This is a genomic window from Enterococcus sp. DIV1411a, from assembly GCF_050531945.1.
Lineage (GTDB): Bacteria > Bacillota > Bacilli > Lactobacillales > Enterococcaceae > Enterococcus_B > Enterococcus_B faecium.
Genome location: NZ_CP172892.1, coordinates 646231 through 661645 on the forward strand (window position 1 = coordinate 646231; position 15415 = coordinate 661645).

General features: G+C 38.0%; 14 protein-coding genes and 1 other annotated feature. Of the genes, 8 read left to right on the forward strand and 6 right to left on the reverse strand.

Annotation, left to right across the window (positions count from 1 at the left end):
- Positions 1-4: 4 nt before the first annotated feature.
- Genes coaC through IGJ87_RS03055 form a run of 3 tightly spaced genes read right to left on the reverse strand, consistent with a single transcriptional unit; the run spans position 5 to position 2276 of the window.
- Positions 5-556 carry a phosphopantothenoylcysteine decarboxylase gene (gene coaC, locus IGJ87_RS03045; RefSeq protein ID WP_002323324.1) on the reverse strand — a complete coding sequence of 184 codons (552 nt, stop codon included), beginning with the start codon at positions 554-556 and terminating at the stop codon, positions 5-7.
- Positions 553-1290 (reverse strand): phosphopantothenate--cysteine ligase, encoded by a 738-nt coding sequence (locus tag IGJ87_RS03050; RefSeq protein WP_002293460.1) that lies wholly within the window; start codon positions 1288-1290, stop codon positions 553-555. The genes coaC and IGJ87_RS03050 overlap by 4 nt, the downstream gene beginning before the upstream one ends.
- Complete coding sequence (locus IGJ87_RS03055; RefSeq protein ID WP_002323323.1) at positions 1287-2276, reverse strand: oxidoreductase; 990 nt, start codon at positions 2274-2276, stop codon at positions 1287-1289. Before IGJ87_RS03055 ends, IGJ87_RS03050 begins: the two co-directional genes overlap by 4 nt.
- A gap of 257 nt (positions 2277-2533) precedes the next feature.
- Here IGJ87_RS03055 and IGJ87_RS03060 point away from each other — a divergent pair, with 257 nt between their 5' ends.
- The 6 genes from IGJ87_RS03060 (at position 2534) to IGJ87_RS03085 (ending at position 8584) form a co-directional block, all read left to right on the forward strand.
- The gene (locus tag IGJ87_RS03060; protein WP_002287040.1) at positions 2534-3076 is read left to right on the forward strand and encodes a helix-turn-helix domain-containing protein; all 543 of its coding nucleotides are present in this window, start codon (positions 2534-2536) and stop codon (positions 3074-3076) included.
- A gap of 16 nt (positions 3077-3092) precedes the next feature.
- The gene (locus IGJ87_RS03065; RefSeq protein WP_002287039.1) at positions 3093-4178 is read left to right on the forward strand and encodes an ABC transporter ATP-binding protein; all 1086 of its coding nucleotides are present in this window, start codon (positions 3093-3095) and stop codon (positions 4176-4178) included.
- 11 nt (positions 4179-4189) lie between these two features.
- On the forward strand, positions 4190-4996 hold the full coding sequence (locus IGJ87_RS03070; RefSeq protein ID WP_002287038.1) for an ABC transporter permease: 807 nt from the start codon (positions 4190-4192) through the stop codon (positions 4994-4996).
- Positions 4997-5824 (forward strand): ABC transporter permease, encoded by an 828-nt coding sequence (locus tag IGJ87_RS03075; RefSeq protein ID WP_002287036.1) that lies wholly within the window; start codon positions 4997-4999, stop codon positions 5822-5824.
- Complete coding sequence (locus IGJ87_RS03080; protein ID WP_002293464.1) at positions 5821-6894, forward strand: ABC transporter substrate-binding protein; 1074 nt, start codon at positions 5821-5823, stop codon at positions 6892-6894. Before IGJ87_RS03075 ends, IGJ87_RS03080 begins: the two co-directional genes overlap by 4 nt.
- 271 nt (positions 6895-7165) lie before the next feature.
- Positions 7166-7393: a binding site (T-box leader), on the forward strand.
- A 60-nt stretch (positions 7394-7453) separates the two neighbouring features.
- On the forward strand, positions 7454-8584 hold the full coding sequence (locus tag IGJ87_RS03085; RefSeq protein ID WP_002295032.1) for a 5-methyltetrahydropteroyltriglutamate--homocysteine S-methyltransferase: 1131 nt from the start codon (positions 7454-7456) through the stop codon (positions 8582-8584).
- A gap of 650 nt (positions 8585-9234) precedes the next feature.
- Here the strand turns inward: IGJ87_RS03085 and IGJ87_RS03090 are convergent.
- Together IGJ87_RS03090 and IGJ87_RS03095 are read right to left on the reverse strand one after the other, a co-directional pair.
- The gene (locus IGJ87_RS03090; RefSeq protein WP_002323591.1) at positions 9235-10848 is read right to left on the reverse strand and encodes an FAD-dependent oxidoreductase; all 1614 of its coding nucleotides are present in this window, start codon (positions 10846-10848) and stop codon (positions 9235-9237) included.
- Positions 10849-11041: 193 nt separating this feature from the next.
- Positions 11042-12976 (reverse strand): ABC-F family ATP-binding cassette domain-containing protein, encoded by a 1935-nt coding sequence (locus tag IGJ87_RS03095; RefSeq protein WP_002323592.1) that lies wholly within the window; start codon positions 12974-12976, stop codon positions 11042-11044.
- A 225-nt stretch (positions 12977-13201) separates the two neighbouring features.
- Here IGJ87_RS03095 and IGJ87_RS03100 point away from each other — a divergent pair, with 225 nt between their 5' ends.
- The gene (locus tag IGJ87_RS03100) at positions 13202-13858 is read left to right on the forward strand and encodes a redox-sensing transcriptional repressor Rex (protein WP_002287746.1); all 657 of its coding nucleotides are present in this window, start codon (positions 13202-13204) and stop codon (positions 13856-13858) included.
- A 73-nt stretch (positions 13859-13931) separates the two neighbouring features.
- Here IGJ87_RS03100 and IGJ87_RS03105 read toward each other — a convergent pair whose 3' ends face one another.
- On the reverse strand, positions 13932-14285 hold the full coding sequence (locus IGJ87_RS03105) for a thioredoxin family protein (RefSeq protein WP_002323593.1): 354 nt from the start codon (positions 14283-14285) through the stop codon (positions 13932-13934).
- A gap of 192 nt (positions 14286-14477) precedes the next feature.
- Between IGJ87_RS03105 and IGJ87_RS03110 the strand changes: the two genes are divergently transcribed.
- Positions 14478-15407, forward strand: a complete 930-nt coding sequence (locus IGJ87_RS03110; RefSeq protein WP_002287744.1) for a permease — start codon at positions 14478-14480, stop codon at positions 15405-15407.
- The last annotated feature ends 8 nt before the right edge of the window (positions 15408-15415 follow it).

A 15415-nucleotide genomic window follows, 5' to 3' on the forward strand; every position in this document is an offset into this window, starting at 1 on the left:
TTTTCTAAGCATTTCTTTCATTAAGAGTCAGCATGACCTGTTCGATGATCGTCTGAATATCAGCTAAGGCACCTTTTCCAAAATCTCCACAAGCTAAAAGAGATTCTCTTGGTTCAATTTCCTGATAGCCGACAGATCTCAATGTTTCCAGATTACGCTGAGTGATCGGGTTTTGATACATATTCGTGTTCATGGCAGGGGCAATCAATTTTGGTGTTCCCACTGGAAGCGCCATTGCGACTGTTGAAAGAAGATCGTCTGCAATGCCATTTGCTAGCTTGCCGATAATGTTTGCTGTAGCAGGCGCGATGAGAAACAAGTCAGCTTGTTTTGCTAGTTCGATATGATTGATTACCTGCGGATTTGATTCTTGCATGACGTCTGTATGGACTGCGCGCTTCGACAGAGATTGCAAGGTTAATGGCGTGATAAAATGTGTGCTGCTTTTAGACATAATCACATCTATCTGGGCACCTAATTTGACGAATTGACTTGTAAGATCAGCGCTTTTGTAAGCAGAAATACTTCCAGTAACGCCTAGTAAGATCTTTTTCATTTTGATTCCTCCAGTCTAATTTTCTCAGTAATCAATGCAGCAATCTCAGATTTACTTTGAGCTTCTTCCACTGTTCCATCTTTAGATAAGAGATAGCCGTGGTGTGTCTCGCCATGGATTTCCGTCAAATCATTTGCGAAAATAAAATCAGTTTTGTTATTTATCAGACTATTTTTTGCGACTGCCAGAAGAGATTCCTTTGGTACATCTACTAATAGTTTGAAACCAATGATTTTTGCTTTTGGCTGCCATTCACGTAGATAAGAAATGATTTTTGGTGTTTTCTTCAAAACGAGCACAAGATGCTCGGTGTCAGAAGAGATCTTTGAAACAGTGGTATCTGTCTGTTCATTTTCCGCAAACCAATTGTCCAGTTCTTCTTGCGTTGAAGAAGTGGGTAGGTTTTTTGCCAGCTGTTCTTCTGAAAAACTAAAAGCAGGAGTAAAATCACTGACTGCCATACTGTGGATAATCGCGTCGTAGTGTTCTTTTTTCGTTAGTGCTTCTAATTGTAAAAATAAGTCCAGTGCAGATTCGATCGTATAAATCGTTATATTGGAGTGTCTTTTCGGTTTCAGTGCTTGTTTCGTAGTCACGTAATCGATTGTGGTATCCGGATTGGCAGCTAAATAATCAGCTAATGCTTGCCCTAATCGTCCTGTCGAATGATTTGTAATAGCACGTACTTGATCGATTTTTTCAGTCGTTCCTCCAGCTGTGATTAGAATCTTCATTTATGGTCACCTACATTTACTAGTGTTCTTCCTTGGTGTGTTCCAGCAAGTAGTTTAGATGCTGTTTCAGGCAATTGATCCAGAGTAATCTCTTGGACGACCAGTTCATCTGCAATCTGCAAATCCGCCATCTGTTGCCATAAAGAAAGACGTTGATCTATTGGTACATTGACAGAATCAATTCCAATCAACTGGATGTTTCGCAGAATAAAAGGCAAGACAGTCGCGTTTAGTTTGATTCCCCCAGCATTGCCACATAAAGCTACTGCACCGTTATAAGAGATCAATGGAAGAAGACTACTTAGCTGCTCGCCACCTACTGTGTCGATGACATAGTCGATTTGCTGTTTTCCTAAAGCTTTTGTTGTCTCTGGCAGAAATTCATCAGGTCGTACGACTTGAGAAGCACCTAGACTTTTTAGCCATGTGACAGACTCTTCTTTTCTGGAAAAGGCAATGATTGACTGGAATCCTAGTTTATGTAACAGGGCTATCGCTGTACTGCCTACACCGCCAGAAGCACCAGTAACGACAACTTTTTTATCGGAGGTCATACCTTGACGGATTAAAGCGTTCACACACAACATAGCAGTAAACCCTGCTGTACCAAAAATCATCGCTTGACGCAGTGTCATATTTTTCGGTAGAGGGACTAACCAGTCTCCTGGTACTTTTTGGTATTGGCTGTAACCGCCTGGATAGGTGACACCAAGCCCAAAACCAGTAGCAAGTACAAGATCTTCTTTTGAAAAACGTGGATTGTTACTTTGGACGACAGTTCCGGATAAATCAATCCCTGGAGTCATCGGATATGTTCGTATCACCTGACCAGATTCGCTCATTGCCAATGCATCTTTATAATTGACATCAGAATAGGCAATTTTTACCAAGACTTCATTTTCAGCCAATTCAGTAAATGGCAGATCACTGATTGCTGTATGGAAAACAGGTTCCTTTATTACCTGAAAAGATCGAAAAGCGTTCATTCGTGAGACACTCCTTTTAAAATTTTCTTTTATCATACCATAAAGCCTACTCTTTTATTCTTGTTCTTCCGTAAATTTAGACAAAAATTAGGTGAAAAATAAAGAATCAAACAACTAGAATTTATTCCAAAAGATAAAGAAATATTCAGCAAAAAAAATTTTACAAAGGGTTGCCTTTTTCAATAAATTTCGTATACTAATACGAGTGGTAGTAAACAGGAAGTTTACTATTAGAAAACTTCGATTCGGAGGAAATTATGGAAATTGGTGAGAAGTTAAGAAATTTGCGCATCCAAAAGAATTTGACACAAGAAGAACTAGGCGAACGCACAGATTTGTCAAAAGGGTATATTTCCCAGTTGGAACGAGATTTAAGTTCACCATCAATGGAAACATTCTTTTCTATTCTTGAAGTCTTAGGTGTGACTCCAGAAGAATTTTTTCATCAAGAAGCAGCGAATCTGCAAGTGGTTTATTCAAAAGAAGATCATACGGTTTATTTTGATGAAGAAAACGGGTATGAATTGGAATGGCTCGTGGCTGATTCGAATGAAAAAGAAATGGAGCCTGTCTTGCTGACTTTTGAAGGTGCAGGAGAATATAAGACGTTTGAACCTTCATTATCTGAAACGTTTATTTTTGTATTAGAAGGGGAATTAGAGTTAAGCTTAGGAGAGACGGTCTATGTGGCAAAAGCAGGACAGTCGATCTATTATCAAGCGACAAAACAACATCAATTAAGGAATCATCTCAAAAAACGAACAAAAGTATTGATTGTTGCAACGCAATCATATTTGTAATATAGGGGGTAAAAACGTGGGGAAACCAATCATTTCATTTGATCAAGTAGTGAAACGCTATGATGATGAAACAGTATTAAAAAAAGTAAGTTTTGAGATCGAACAAGGAAAATTTTATACACTGCTTGGTCCTTCCGGCTGTGGTAAAACAACGATCCTACGTATTATAGCTGGATTCACCGAAGCTACAGAAGGGGACATCTATTTTGAAGGGAAACGGTTGAATGATTTGCCAGCTAATAAGCGACAAGTAAATACCGTCTTCCAAGATTATGCACTTTTTCCTCATATGAATGTTTTTGATAACGTTGCTTTTGGATTGAAGATCAAGAAAATGTCCAAATCAGATATCGAAAAGAAGGTAAAAGATGCTTTGCGTATGGTCCAGCTTCCTGGATACGAAAAACGGGAGATCAGTGAAATGTCTGGTGGTCAAAGACAGCGTGTAGCGATTGCACGAGCAATTGTAAATGAACCGAAAGTATTGCTACTAGATGAACCGTTATCGGCGCTTGATTTGAAACTACGTACAGATATGCAGTATGAACTGCGGGATCTGCAACAACGATTAGGAATCACGTTTATTTTTGTTACTCATGACCAAGAAGAAGCGTTGGCAATGAGTGATGAGATTTTTGTCATGAATAAAGGGAAAATCGTCCAAAGTGGTACACCTGTAGATATTTATGATGAGCCAATCAATCATTTCGTTGCTGATTTTGTTGGGGAGAGCAATATCGTGGACGGTGTAATGATCGAAGATAATCTAGTTGAGTTTGTTGGTAAGCAATTTGAATGTGTCGATGGCGGGATGCGTCTAAATGAACCAGTTGAAGTTGTTTTACGCCCAGAGGATTTGACGATCACGACACCAGATAAAGGAAAACTAGTCGTAACGGTTGATACTCAGCTGTTTCGTGGTGTCCATTATGAAATCATCTGTTATGATGAACAGCAAAATGAATGGATGGTCCATTCAACGAAAAAAGCTAAAGAAGGAAGCAAAGTAGGATTGGCCTTTGAGCCAGAAGATATCCATGTCATGCGTTTCAACGAGTCTGAAGAAGAATTCGATGCACGTCTTGACAGCTACGAAGAATAGGGGGGACAAGAATGAAAACAATGCGCAGGATCTATTCCGTCCCTTATATTTTGTGGCTCGGTTTATTCGTGATCGCGCCTGTATTAATGATCATTTATCAATCTTTTTTTGATATGAATGGGCAATTCACGCTGAATAATTATCTATCTTATTTTACGTCGGGGACATCGCTTTCTATGACGATCAATTCTGTATGGTATGCATTTTTGATCACGTTTTTCACGCTGATCATCAGTTACCCGACTGCTTATTTTTTAACAAAACTGAAGCACAAGCAATTATGGCTGATGCTGATTATTTTGCCTACATGGGTGAATCTGCTGCTTAAAGCTTACGCATTTATTGGAATTTTCAGTGTGCACGGCAGCGTGAATCATTTCTTTGATTTTATCGGGATCGGGCCGAAACAGATATTATTCACAGACTTCAGTTTTCTGTTCGTGGCAACGTATATCGAGATTCCATTTATGATTATGCCAATTTTCAATGCATTGGAAGAGATGAATCCTTCTTTGATCAGTGCCAGCAGAGATTTAGGCGCGAATAGCTTTGAGACCTTCCGACGAGTGATTTTTCCGTTATCATTAAATGGTGTGAAAAGCGGCGTCCAAGCAGTATTTATTCCTTCTCTTTCTTTATTCATGCTGACTCGTCTGATTGGCGGAAATCGGGTGATCACTTTAGGAACGGCTATCGAACAGCATTTCTTGGTTACACAAAACTGGGGGATGGGTTCTACAATCGGTGTGATTTTAATCATTGCTATGTTCATCGTGATGCTCCTGACAGGCGAGAAGAAAAAAGGAGGTCGCTCATAAATGAAAAAATTTAAATGGTCGTATCTTTATTTAGGGATTGTTTTTTTATTCTTATATGCACCGATCTTCTATCTGATTTTTTATTCCTTCAATGAAGGAGGAACGATGAACAGCTTTACAGGGTTTACTTGGGAAAATTATGAAGCTGTTTTTGAAGATACTCGTTTGATCATTATCGTATTGAATACGTTCATGCTGGCTTTCTTATCTGCATTGATCGCCACGATCATCGGGACATTTGGGGCTATGGGAATCTATTACACGAAGAAACGACGTGCACGGACAGCGTTGTTGAGCATGAATAACATCTTATTAGTCTCTCCTGATGTTATTATCGGTGCTAGTTTCTTGATTTTCTTTACACTACTAGGATTCGGATTAGGTTTTCAGAGTGTATTGCTTTCCCATATTGCTTTCAGCATTCCAATCGTCGTCTTGATGGTCTTGCCAAAATTGCAGGAAATGAACGATTCAATGGTCGATGCGGCTAGAGACCTTGGTGCTAATAATTTCCAAGTAGTCAAAAATATCATTTTGCCTTATCTTTCTCCAGGAATCATAGCTGGATATTTTATGGCATTTACTTATTCTCTTGATGATTTTGCGGTTACGTTTTTCGTCACAGGAAATGGCTTTACGACGCTCTCAGTAGAGATTTATTCTCGTGCAAGACAAGGAATCAGTTTAGAAATCAATGCGCTAAGTGCGTTAGTTTTCTTGTTCTCCATGATATTGGTCATTGGATACTACTTCATTAGTAAAGAAAACCGTCCAAAACGGCTGAAGAAAAACAGAAGAGTACGCGAGGGGGTGGCACGGCTGCGATGAAAAAATTACAATCTCTGTTTTTAGGTATTCTCATCATTATTGCGGTGCTGCTGCTTGGTGTTCGTCAACTTGAAAAAACAAGTGGCATGAGTGGAGCAAAGGTACTTACCATCTATAACTGGGGAGATTATATCGATCCTAGTCTGATCACGAAATTTGAAAAAGAATATGGATACAAAGTGAATTATGAAACATTTGATTCTAATGAAGCGATGTTCACAAAAATCCAGCAAGGTGGGACAAACTACGACATCGCTATACCAAGTGAATATATGATCCAAAAAATGATCAAAGAAAAACTAGTACTTCCATTAGATCATTCGAAGATCAAAGGATTAAATAATATTGATCCACGATTTTTAGACTTGGATTTTGATCCAGATAATCAGTATTCGATTCCATATTTTTGGGGAACTTTAGGGATCGTATATAACGATAAATTCTTTGATGCAGATCAAATTAAGCATTGGGATGATTTGTGGAAGCCGGAATTAAAAGACAGTTTGATGCTGATTGACGGTGCACGAGAAGTTATGGGGCTTTCTTTGAATAGTTTAGGCTATTCTTTGAATAGTAAGAATATGGCACAGCTGACAGAAGCAGCAAATAAATTGAATCATTTAACGCCAAATGTCAAAGCAATCGTGGCAGATGAGATCAAAATGTATATGATCAATGAAGAAGCCTCCGTGGCAGTGACATTTTCTGGCGAAGCTGCCGATATGATGTGGGAAAATGAACATTTACATTACGTAATCCCACCAGAAGGTTCCAATCTTTGGTTTGATAATATCGTTATGCCAAAAACCGTGAAAAATAAAGAAGGTGCCTATGATTTCATCAACTTTATGCTAGAACCGGAAAATGCGGCACAAAATGCAGAGTATATTGGTTATTCTACACCAAATGAAAAAGCAAAAGCGTTATTGCCAAAAGACATTTCGTCGGACGAACAATTCTATCCATCTGATGACACGATCTCCCATCTTGAAGTCTACGAAGATCTAGGATCGAAATACCTAGGCATCTATAATGACCTATTCTTAGAATTCAAGATGTATCGGAAATAGCGAGAAAATAAGCAAATTTGTATAACTATAATAAAAAGGACTTAGTTTTGATGGGAAATTTTTCAAAATTAAGTCCTTTTTTATGTGGTTGAAACGGGTATGATCATTTTAAGGAAGTGATCTAAGATGAAAGGACGACTGAACAATTATCATATTAGAAAAGCTTTATTGTATTCCACAAACGAATTACTAAGAATAACAAATTAGTTTTTGTTTGTTCTTATTCCCTATTGACTTTTCTTTCAAACATGCTATTCTAATTTTATTCTAATAGTATCCGATGAGAAGGAAAGTAGACAGAAAATGGTTCAAGAGAGGCTTTGGTTGGTGTAAAAAGCTAGAAGTTGACTGTCGAAAATGGCCTTAGAGGATTTTTTGTCGAAAGGTAGGCAAAAACGAACAGTCTTTCGTTACCAAGACCACTGATTTTATTGTCAGGCTGAGAGAAAGAATGTTTTTTCTGAAAAAAGGTGGTACCACGAGTATAATCGTCCTTTTACTAGTATTTGCTAGTAAAAGGATTTTTTTTTACAAAAAAACAAAGAAAAGAGTGAGTGAAATGAGCAAAAATAGACCATTTACAGTAGATCATGTCGGAAGTTTCTTACGCCCGCAATCGATCAAAGAAGCAAGAAAAAAAGTTCAAGAAGGCTTACTTTCAAAAGAAGAACTTCGTGCAATCGAAGACCAGGAAATAAAAAAATTAGTGGAAGACCAAAAAGCAGTCGGCATCAAAGGAATTACAGATGGTGAATTTCGGCGTGGATTTTGGCATCTTGATTTTTTAGAAGAACTAAATGGTATCGAAGGCTATGTTCCAGAAACTGGATATAATCAAACATTCCACGGAAAAGCAGCTCCAGCTTATAATATTCGGGTAGTAGATAAATTATCTTTCAATCCAAATCACCCATTTTTAAAAGATTTTGCTTTTCTGAAAGAAGTAGTGGAAACAGATGATACTTTTGTTGCAAAAGCAACGATCCCTAGTCCCACGATGATTTTACGACAAGAGATTCTATCTAATGATGGTTCTTCAAAAATCAAGGAGATTTATCCTGATCTAGCTGATTTTTATGAGGACTTGTCCTCTACTTACAAAGCAGCGATTCATGCTTTTTATGAAAAAGGTTGCCGTTACCTGCAATTCGATGATACAAATTGGGCGTTTCTAGCTGATCAAACTAAAAGAGAAGCACTTCTTCAAAAAGGAATTGATCCGAAAGAAATGGCCCATATTTGTACAGAGATTATCAATAATGCACTGGAAGACAAACCAGAAGATTTGACGATCACAACACATATCTGCCGCGGGAATCACGCTTCTTCTTGGCTGTTTTCCGGTGGATATGAACCCATTGCAGAAGAGTTGTTTTCAACAAATTATGATGGTTTCTTTTTGGAATACGATTCTGACCGAGCAGGAGATTTTACTCCTTTAAGACATTGGAGTAACAAAGAAAGTAAAGTTGTTTTAGGATTAGTTACTTCTAAGTTTCCAGATTTGGAAGATACGGAGAAAATAAAAGAACGAATAAAAGAAGCACAACAATTTGTACCATTGGAAAATCTAAGTATCAGTCCTCAATGTGGGTTTGCTTCAACAGAAGAAGGAAACCATTTAACAGAAGAAGAACAATGGAAGAAAATCCAATTATTGCAGCAAGTCGCAAAAGAAGTTTGGCTATAAAAATGTGAGGCTTGGCAAAAAAAAGCGTCCCAAAAAGTCGGCTTTTCATGGAGTGGAGAAATCCACTCTTTTTTATTTACCTTTTATATTATTTATTTGTTAAATAAATAGGAACAAAAAAATTAAATTACTTAATACACACATTAGGGATCATTCATTGAAGGATTAGAAGACAACGAGGATGGCGAAAAATATGATTACAATAGAAAAGTCGTTCTAAACAAATCAGTTCCTAGTATCACACAACGCAAGCCAGTCGATTTGGTGAGATTAGAGGAGTGAAAGCAAACTTTATTATATAAGAAAAAATATTCGAAAGGGATGCTAGTTTAGGTACTAGTGCTGATGAATTAATATTATGCCTCGTAATATTAGGCGTAGTTACTCTAGAGACATCACTATGGACTATGATTTGTCTCAGAGTCACAACATGTTTTTTTATGAAAAGAAACAGCTAAAATAATTAAATTGCGCAATGTTTAAACTTTCTTAAACTATAACCTAATAAATGTGAAGAAATAATGCACAATTTCTTCACATTTATCTTCTATTCTATATACATACCAACCAACAACCCTATATACTTTTTCATTTTTACTCCTCAAGTAAAAATAACTCCTAGACCGCGGCTACCCACCGCGGTCGTTTTTTTATTCTTCAATCAAAATCGCTTTGATACCCAAACCTGCCAAGATTCGGGCAGAAGTATAAGTATTCAATCCTCTTCTGAAAGTAATGTAAACTTTTTTATCTTTTGGGATTTCATTGATTCGATCTCGTAACTCATTCATTGGAATATTTTTTGTTGCCGAGATACTGCCAGAAGGTGCTTTATTAGGTTCACGTATATCTAAAAAGAACGCTTCTTTCAAATCGTTTTCGGGTATATCACTTGCTTTGATCGTTTCTACGATATTCGTCATTTGATTGATTGCGACATAACCAGCTATATTCAACGGGTCACGGGTAGTAGAATACGGTGGAGAGTAAGGCAACTCCAAATCAGGCAAATCAAAGACTGTCAAGTTTCCGGTGATCGCTACAGAAAGTTCTCCCATCCGTTTATCGACACCTTTTTCTCCAAATGCTTGTCCACCTAAAATACGACCGCTATCTGCATCAAAAATCAGCTTTAGATTTAATCTTGTAGCTTCTGGATAGAAATAGGCATGGTCAAAAGGAGTGATAAAAACAGTTTTATAATTTGTTATGCCTGATGCTTTTAATGCATGTTCTGTCATTCCCGCATAACTTGCTGTATGATCAAAGATTTTTGCGACACCTGCACCAATATATCCGCGATAGCGCATAGGCGTACCATTTAAAATATCTGCCAACATATGTCCTTGACGATTGGCCGCACTGGAAAGCATACTTTGGATCGGCTGACCAGTCACTACACTAGTCGTTTCGATAATATCGCCAATCGCATAGATGTCCGGCAGATTGGTTTGTAACTGGTCATCAACAATGATCTGGCCTGTATCTGATAATTGTATGCCGGTTGCTTTCACCACTTCATTATTCGGAGAAACACCAACAGCAAAAATTAGCATATCAGCAGAAAGGACGGAGCCATCTGATAATACTATTTCTCGACCTTTATCACGGATCTCAGTAACTCTTGTTTCTAAATGAACGGCTAATCCTTCTTTCAGCAATTTGTCATAAACTAAATCAGCAATTTCTGGATCATAAGGGAAAGCGACTTGTGGCAATTGATCGATTAAAGTCACGTCTAAGCCGCGATGCTTGAAATTCTCAGCTAATTCCAGACCCATAACACCTGCACCAAGAATGACGACATGTTGTGGATTTTTTTCTTCAAGGAACGATTTGATTCGATCCGCATCCGTCACACTACGGAGGACAAAGCCGTTTTCTGCTTCAAAAACTCCGGGAATATCCGGATAATCTGGTCTAGCACCAGAAGAGATGATCAACTTATCGTAATCTGTTTTTGTTTCTTCATTTGTGGATAGGTCTTTAACTGTTAATCGCTTAGTAGAAGGATCGATTGCTGTTACTTCGTGTTTAGTAAAGACATCGATGTTGTTTTTTGTTTTCAATATTTCTGGTGTACGTTCGATCAGCGAGTCACGGTCAGTGATCACACCTCCTAAATAATAAGGCAAAGCACAACTTGCATAAGAAATATTTTCTCCGCGTTCATAGATAATGATTTCGTGCGCTTCATTCAATCGACGGAAACGAGTGGCAAATGAAGGACCGCCAGCTACACCGCCAATGACAACAACTTTCATAAAAACATCTCCTTTTCTACGTTGATCGTACTATGTTATGGTAAAAAACAGCAAATAATTGTGCCGGAAAATTATTGTTTATTTTGTCAGTAGAGAAAAATAGTAAGAAAAAGAGAAAGGTTTCGCTATGTTTCTGCATAAAAAAGAAAGAGGCTATGACAACAGTGCTGTCACAACCTCTTTCCATTGGCTTTTAATTCTCGTATTCTTCTAATTCCAAGCTTAGTTCTTCCCATTCCGTCAATTTTGTTTCTTGATCTTGTCTAGCAGCTTCTAAATCTTGGTTCAGCTCATTGAGTTTTACGTGATCTTCCAGGTTTTCTGGCGCGACCATTTCTTGTTCCAACTGATCGATCCATTCATCGATCCGCGCCATTTCTTCTTCAACCTGAGTAATTTTTCGTTGAAGGCTACGGATAAGCTTTTGCTGTTCTTTGCTTTGGTAATAATCAGATTTGTTCGTGGGAGCAGGAGCAGATTCTGGCTCATCTTGTGCCAACAATTCGGCGATTTCTTCTTCTTCCTGCTTTTTCTCTAAATAATAATCATAGTCTCCTAGATAGACTTTGCTGCCATTTTCAGAGAGTTCGACGACTTTTGTCGCGATCCGATTGATGAAATATCGGTCATGGGAAACAAAAAGCAGTGTGCCGTCATAATCGATCAATGCATTTTCTAATACTTCTTTGTTGTCAATATCTAAATGGTTTGTTGGTTCATCCAAAATCAAAAAGTTTTCTTTGTTCATCGCTAACTTGGCTAAAGCAACCCGTGCTTTTTCACCGCCACTTAGCAGAGGGATTGGTTTTTCTACATCTTCGCCAGAAAATAAGAAAGCACCTAAAGCACTTCGAATCTCTTTTTCTGGAGTGGTAGGATGCTCATCCCACAATTCTGCTAGGATCGTCTTGTTTGTATGCAGATCAGCTTGACCTTGATCGTAATAGCCGATGGTGACATTTGTCCCTAGCGTTTCTTTTCCACGGATAAAAGGGATCTGGTGAATGATTGATTTCAGCAATGTCGATTTCCCGATACCATTCGGACCTACTAGAGCAATCGCTTCTTGACGACGGATATCTAGATTGATTGGTTCAGATAAGGTGACATTATCATATCCGATAGCGGCATCTTCGATTTGCAAGACTACATTTCCAGAAGGCTTTTCTATACTGAATAGAAAGTTTGCTTGTTTTTCATCCCCTTGAGGACGATCCAGCCGGTCCATTTTTTCTAATGTCTTTCTGCGGCTTTGCGCTCGTTTTGTGGTAGAGGCGCGAACAAGGTTCCGAGCAACGAAGTCTTCTAATTTATGGATTTCTGTTTGCTGCTTTTCATAAGCCTTCCATTCACTTGCTAGCTGTTCTGCTTTCAAATCTAGATATTTCGAATAGTTACCTTTGTAATGGCGCATTTTTCTTCTGCTTAATTCATAGACTTCATTGACTACTTTATCTAAAAAATAACGGTCATGGGAAACAATCAATAATGCACCAGTATAGCTTTGCAGATAATTCTCAAGCCAGGAAAGCGTCTCGATATCTAAATGGTTCGTTGGTTCATCTAGAATCAAAATGTCAGGGTGTTGCAAAAGCATGCGAGCTAAAGCTAAACGAGTGCGCTGTCCGCCTGATAAAGTATCGATTTTCTGATCATAAAATGAAGAATCGAATTTAAACCCATGCAATACGGAACGAATTTCATTTTCATAACCATAGCCGTTTCGATCTGAAAAATCGTGTTGCAGCCGGTCGTATTCTTTTAAATAAGAAGTATATGCAGGTGTGTCTGGCGTACCTTCGCTAATGAAAATCTCTAGCTCGCGCATCCGCTCTTCCATTTGTCTAACTTGTTCAAAAGCTTTCAGCATCTCGTTCCAAACTGTTTCATTGGAATCAAGTCCTGTGTCCTGAGCGAGGTATCCGAGAGTCGCTGTTTTATTTTTAGCGATCTTTCCTTCATCAGGTGCTTCAATTCCAGCAATGATCTTCAATAAAGTCGATTTTCCAGCGCCATTTCTACCAACTAAAGCGACACGAGCGCCTGTACTGATTTCTAAATGTATGTTTTCAAATAAGACTTCTGCACCAAAATGGCGAGCAATCTGATTGGCTTGTAATAATATCATGGAATCCTCTTTTCTACTTTGTGAATTCTCCTCAAATAAAAAACTATTTTTCAATTAGTAGTCTACCATAAATTCCATTATACTGCGAGATTTGCAGAAATGATAAATAAATGAATAAAGAATAAAATTTCACAATATCTGAGCAATGGAATTGATTTTTTCCTATAAATACTGCTATGATGGAGAAATCAAAGATGTAATTAGACAATACGTGGAGGTCATTTCGTGAAAGATCATATTATTCCAAAGGCGACAGCTAAAAGACTGCCTTTGTATTATCGCTATTTAAGGATTTTAAATAATGCTGGAAAGAAAAAAGTGTCTTCAACTGAATTAAGTGAAGCCGTTCAAGTAGATAGTGCAACGATCCGTCGAGATTTTTCTTATTTTGGCGAATTAGGAAAACGTGGGTATGGTTATGATGTAGAAGATCTTATGCACTTTTTTGCAAAGACATTAAACGACGATCAATTGACAAATGTTGCGCTGATCGGTGTAGGGAACTTGGGAAGTGCTTTACTAAAATACAAATTCCATCAAAGTAATAGCATACGTATCAGTTGTGCTTTTGATGTGAATGAGGAAATCGTTGGGCGCATCGTAGACGGTATCCCCGTTTATCCAATGGAAGATATGTCAGAACAAATCAAGATCCAACAAATCGAAGTAGCAATTTTAACGATACCCGCTGAAAGAGCACAAGAAGTAGTCAATCAGTTAACGGAAGCAGGAATCAAAGGAATCTTGAACTTTACCGCTGCTCGATTGAATGCTCCGTCAGATGTATTGATCCAAAATGTTGATTTGACGAATGAATTGCAAACCTTGATCTATTTCTTGCATTCTGACGCAAATGCGCATTCCGAAAATACAGCAGAATAAAAATAAAAAGCGATTGAACAAATGAAGGCAAAACTTTCACTTGTTCAATCGCTTTTTTCTGTTTGGACAACGATTATTTTGTTCGGAAGATTTCTTCATAAGAAAGGGAATCATCTTCTGCTGTCAGTTCATCTAGTAGATAACGGATTTTTTTAAAGTCGATGAACCGTGCTTGCCGAAAGACTTCTTTTCCTTGATGAAAAATCAGGACAACTGGCGCAGTCAGCACTTCAAATTTACTAGCTACTTCTGGTGTTTCAAATGCATCCAAATGAAGTGCCGGAATATCATAATGTGTGAGCAGTTCTTCTAGTCGTGGACGAACAGCGTGACAAACACTGCAATTAGGCATCGAAAGATAAACGACGACAACGGATGATTGTTGCAGTATGTCTTGAACTTCAGTCAAGTTAGTGGTTTGTTTCATTTTTATTCTCCCTTTTGTGATAGAAGTGATATGTATGAGACCTTAATTTAATGGGAATAACAGAAAAAGTCAATTGAAGTGCTTTGGTAAAAAATAAGAGTTGTGTAAAAATTTACAGAGCAACTTGTTTTTTTTTGAATAAAAGCGTATATTTGCAAAGCGAATGAACTAGAAATAAAAAGGAGGAAACTCATGTTTTCTTTTATTCCAAATTCGGTTTTGCAGATGAGTACGATTTTCTTATCGATCGTTATTGAAGCATTACCTTTCGTATTATTAGGCTGTCTTATCTCAGGCGCCTTACAAGTATTTTTGACCCCAGAACGTGTGAAGAGATGGCTTCCTGAAAATCGTATATTCTCTATTTTTACTGGTTCGATCTTAGGATTTTTCTTTCCTTCATGTGAATGCGGCATCGTACCGATCGTTCATCAATTTGTTAAAAAAGGCGTACCAGTTCACACAGCGTTTGCTTTTATGCTGACTGCTCCGATCATCAATCCAATCGTGATTTTTTCCACTTTTATCGCATTTGGCAATTCTTGGCAGATGGCAAGCTGGCGGGTGATAGGCAGCTTTTTTGTTGCCCTTGTGATTGGTGTCTGGCTTGCCTATTTTCAAAAAGACGCTGTATTGAAAGAAAAAATCACGTCTAAAGTAGCAGAAAATCACCATCATCATGTCCATGAAGAAGAACAAAGTGAGAAGAATGAACCAAAAAATCAGCTGATCCATCAAACTGGGCATGTGTTGACACATTCAATCGACGAATTTTTTGATACAGGTCGTTATTTGATCATTGGCGGATTAATCGCAGCTGCGATGCAGACTTATTTACCAACTAGAATTATGCTAACGCTCGGCTCAACAAAGATTTTAGCCATTATCATCATGCTGTTATTGGCCTTTACGATGTCTCTTTGCTCAGAAGCAGATGCGTTTATAGGATCTTCTTTGTTAAGTCTGTTCGGCACAGCACCTGTAGCTGCCTTTTTGGTCTTTGGCCCAATGGTCGATATCAAAAATCTACTGATGATGAAACGATATTTTACAGGACGCTTTATTTTATCGCTGATCGGACTGATTGCCCTTAGCGTTATTGGATTCACATTATTTATTTAGGAGGAAAA

What these genes read in the sequence shown, in the direction of transcription:
- IGJ87_RS03060 (WP_002287040.1), top strand. Translation starts at nt 2,534, where the DNA reads ATGGAAATTGGTGAGAAGTTAAGAAATTTGCGCATCCAAAAGAATTTG.
- IGJ87_RS03095 (WP_002323592.1), bottom strand. Translation starts at nt 12,976, where the DNA reads ATGATATTATTACAAGCCAATCAGATTGCTCGCCATTTTGGTGCAGAA.
- IGJ87_RS03105 (WP_002323593.1), bottom strand. Translation starts at nt 14,285, where the DNA reads ATGAAACAAACCACTAACTTGACTGAAGTTCAAGACATACTGCAACAA.
- IGJ87_RS03110 (WP_002287744.1), top strand. Translation starts at nt 14,478, where the DNA reads ATGTTTTCTTTTATTCCAAATTCGGTTTTGCAGATGAGTACGATTTTC.
- IGJ87_RS03085 (WP_002295032.1), top strand. Translation starts at nt 7,454, where the DNA reads ATGAGCAAAAATAGACCATTTACAGTAGATCATGTCGGAAGTTTCTTA.
- coaC (WP_002323324.1), bottom strand. Translation starts at nt 556, where the DNA reads ATGAAAAAGATCTTACTAGGCGTTACTGGAAGTATTTCTGCTTACAAA.
- IGJ87_RS03055 (WP_002323323.1), bottom strand. Translation starts at nt 2,276, where the DNA reads ATGAACGCTTTTCGATCTTTTCAGGTAATAAAGGAACCTGTTTTCCAT.
- IGJ87_RS03075 (WP_002287036.1), top strand. Translation starts at nt 4,997, where the DNA reads ATGAAAAAATTTAAATGGTCGTATCTTTATTTAGGGATTGTTTTTTTA.
- IGJ87_RS03070 (WP_002287038.1), top strand. Translation starts at nt 4,190, where the DNA reads ATGAAAACAATGCGCAGGATCTATTCCGTCCCTTATATTTTGTGGCTC.
- IGJ87_RS03090 (WP_002323591.1), bottom strand. Translation starts at nt 10,848, where the DNA reads ATGAAAGTTGTTGTCATTGGCGGTGTAGCTGGCGGTCCTTCATTTGCC.
- IGJ87_RS03050 (WP_002293460.1), bottom strand. Translation starts at nt 1,290, where the DNA reads ATGAAGATTCTAATCACAGCTGGAGGAACGACTGAAAAAATCGATCAA.
- IGJ87_RS03080 (WP_002293464.1), top strand. Translation starts at nt 5,821, where the DNA reads ATGAAAAAATTACAATCTCTGTTTTTAGGTATTCTCATCATTATTGCG.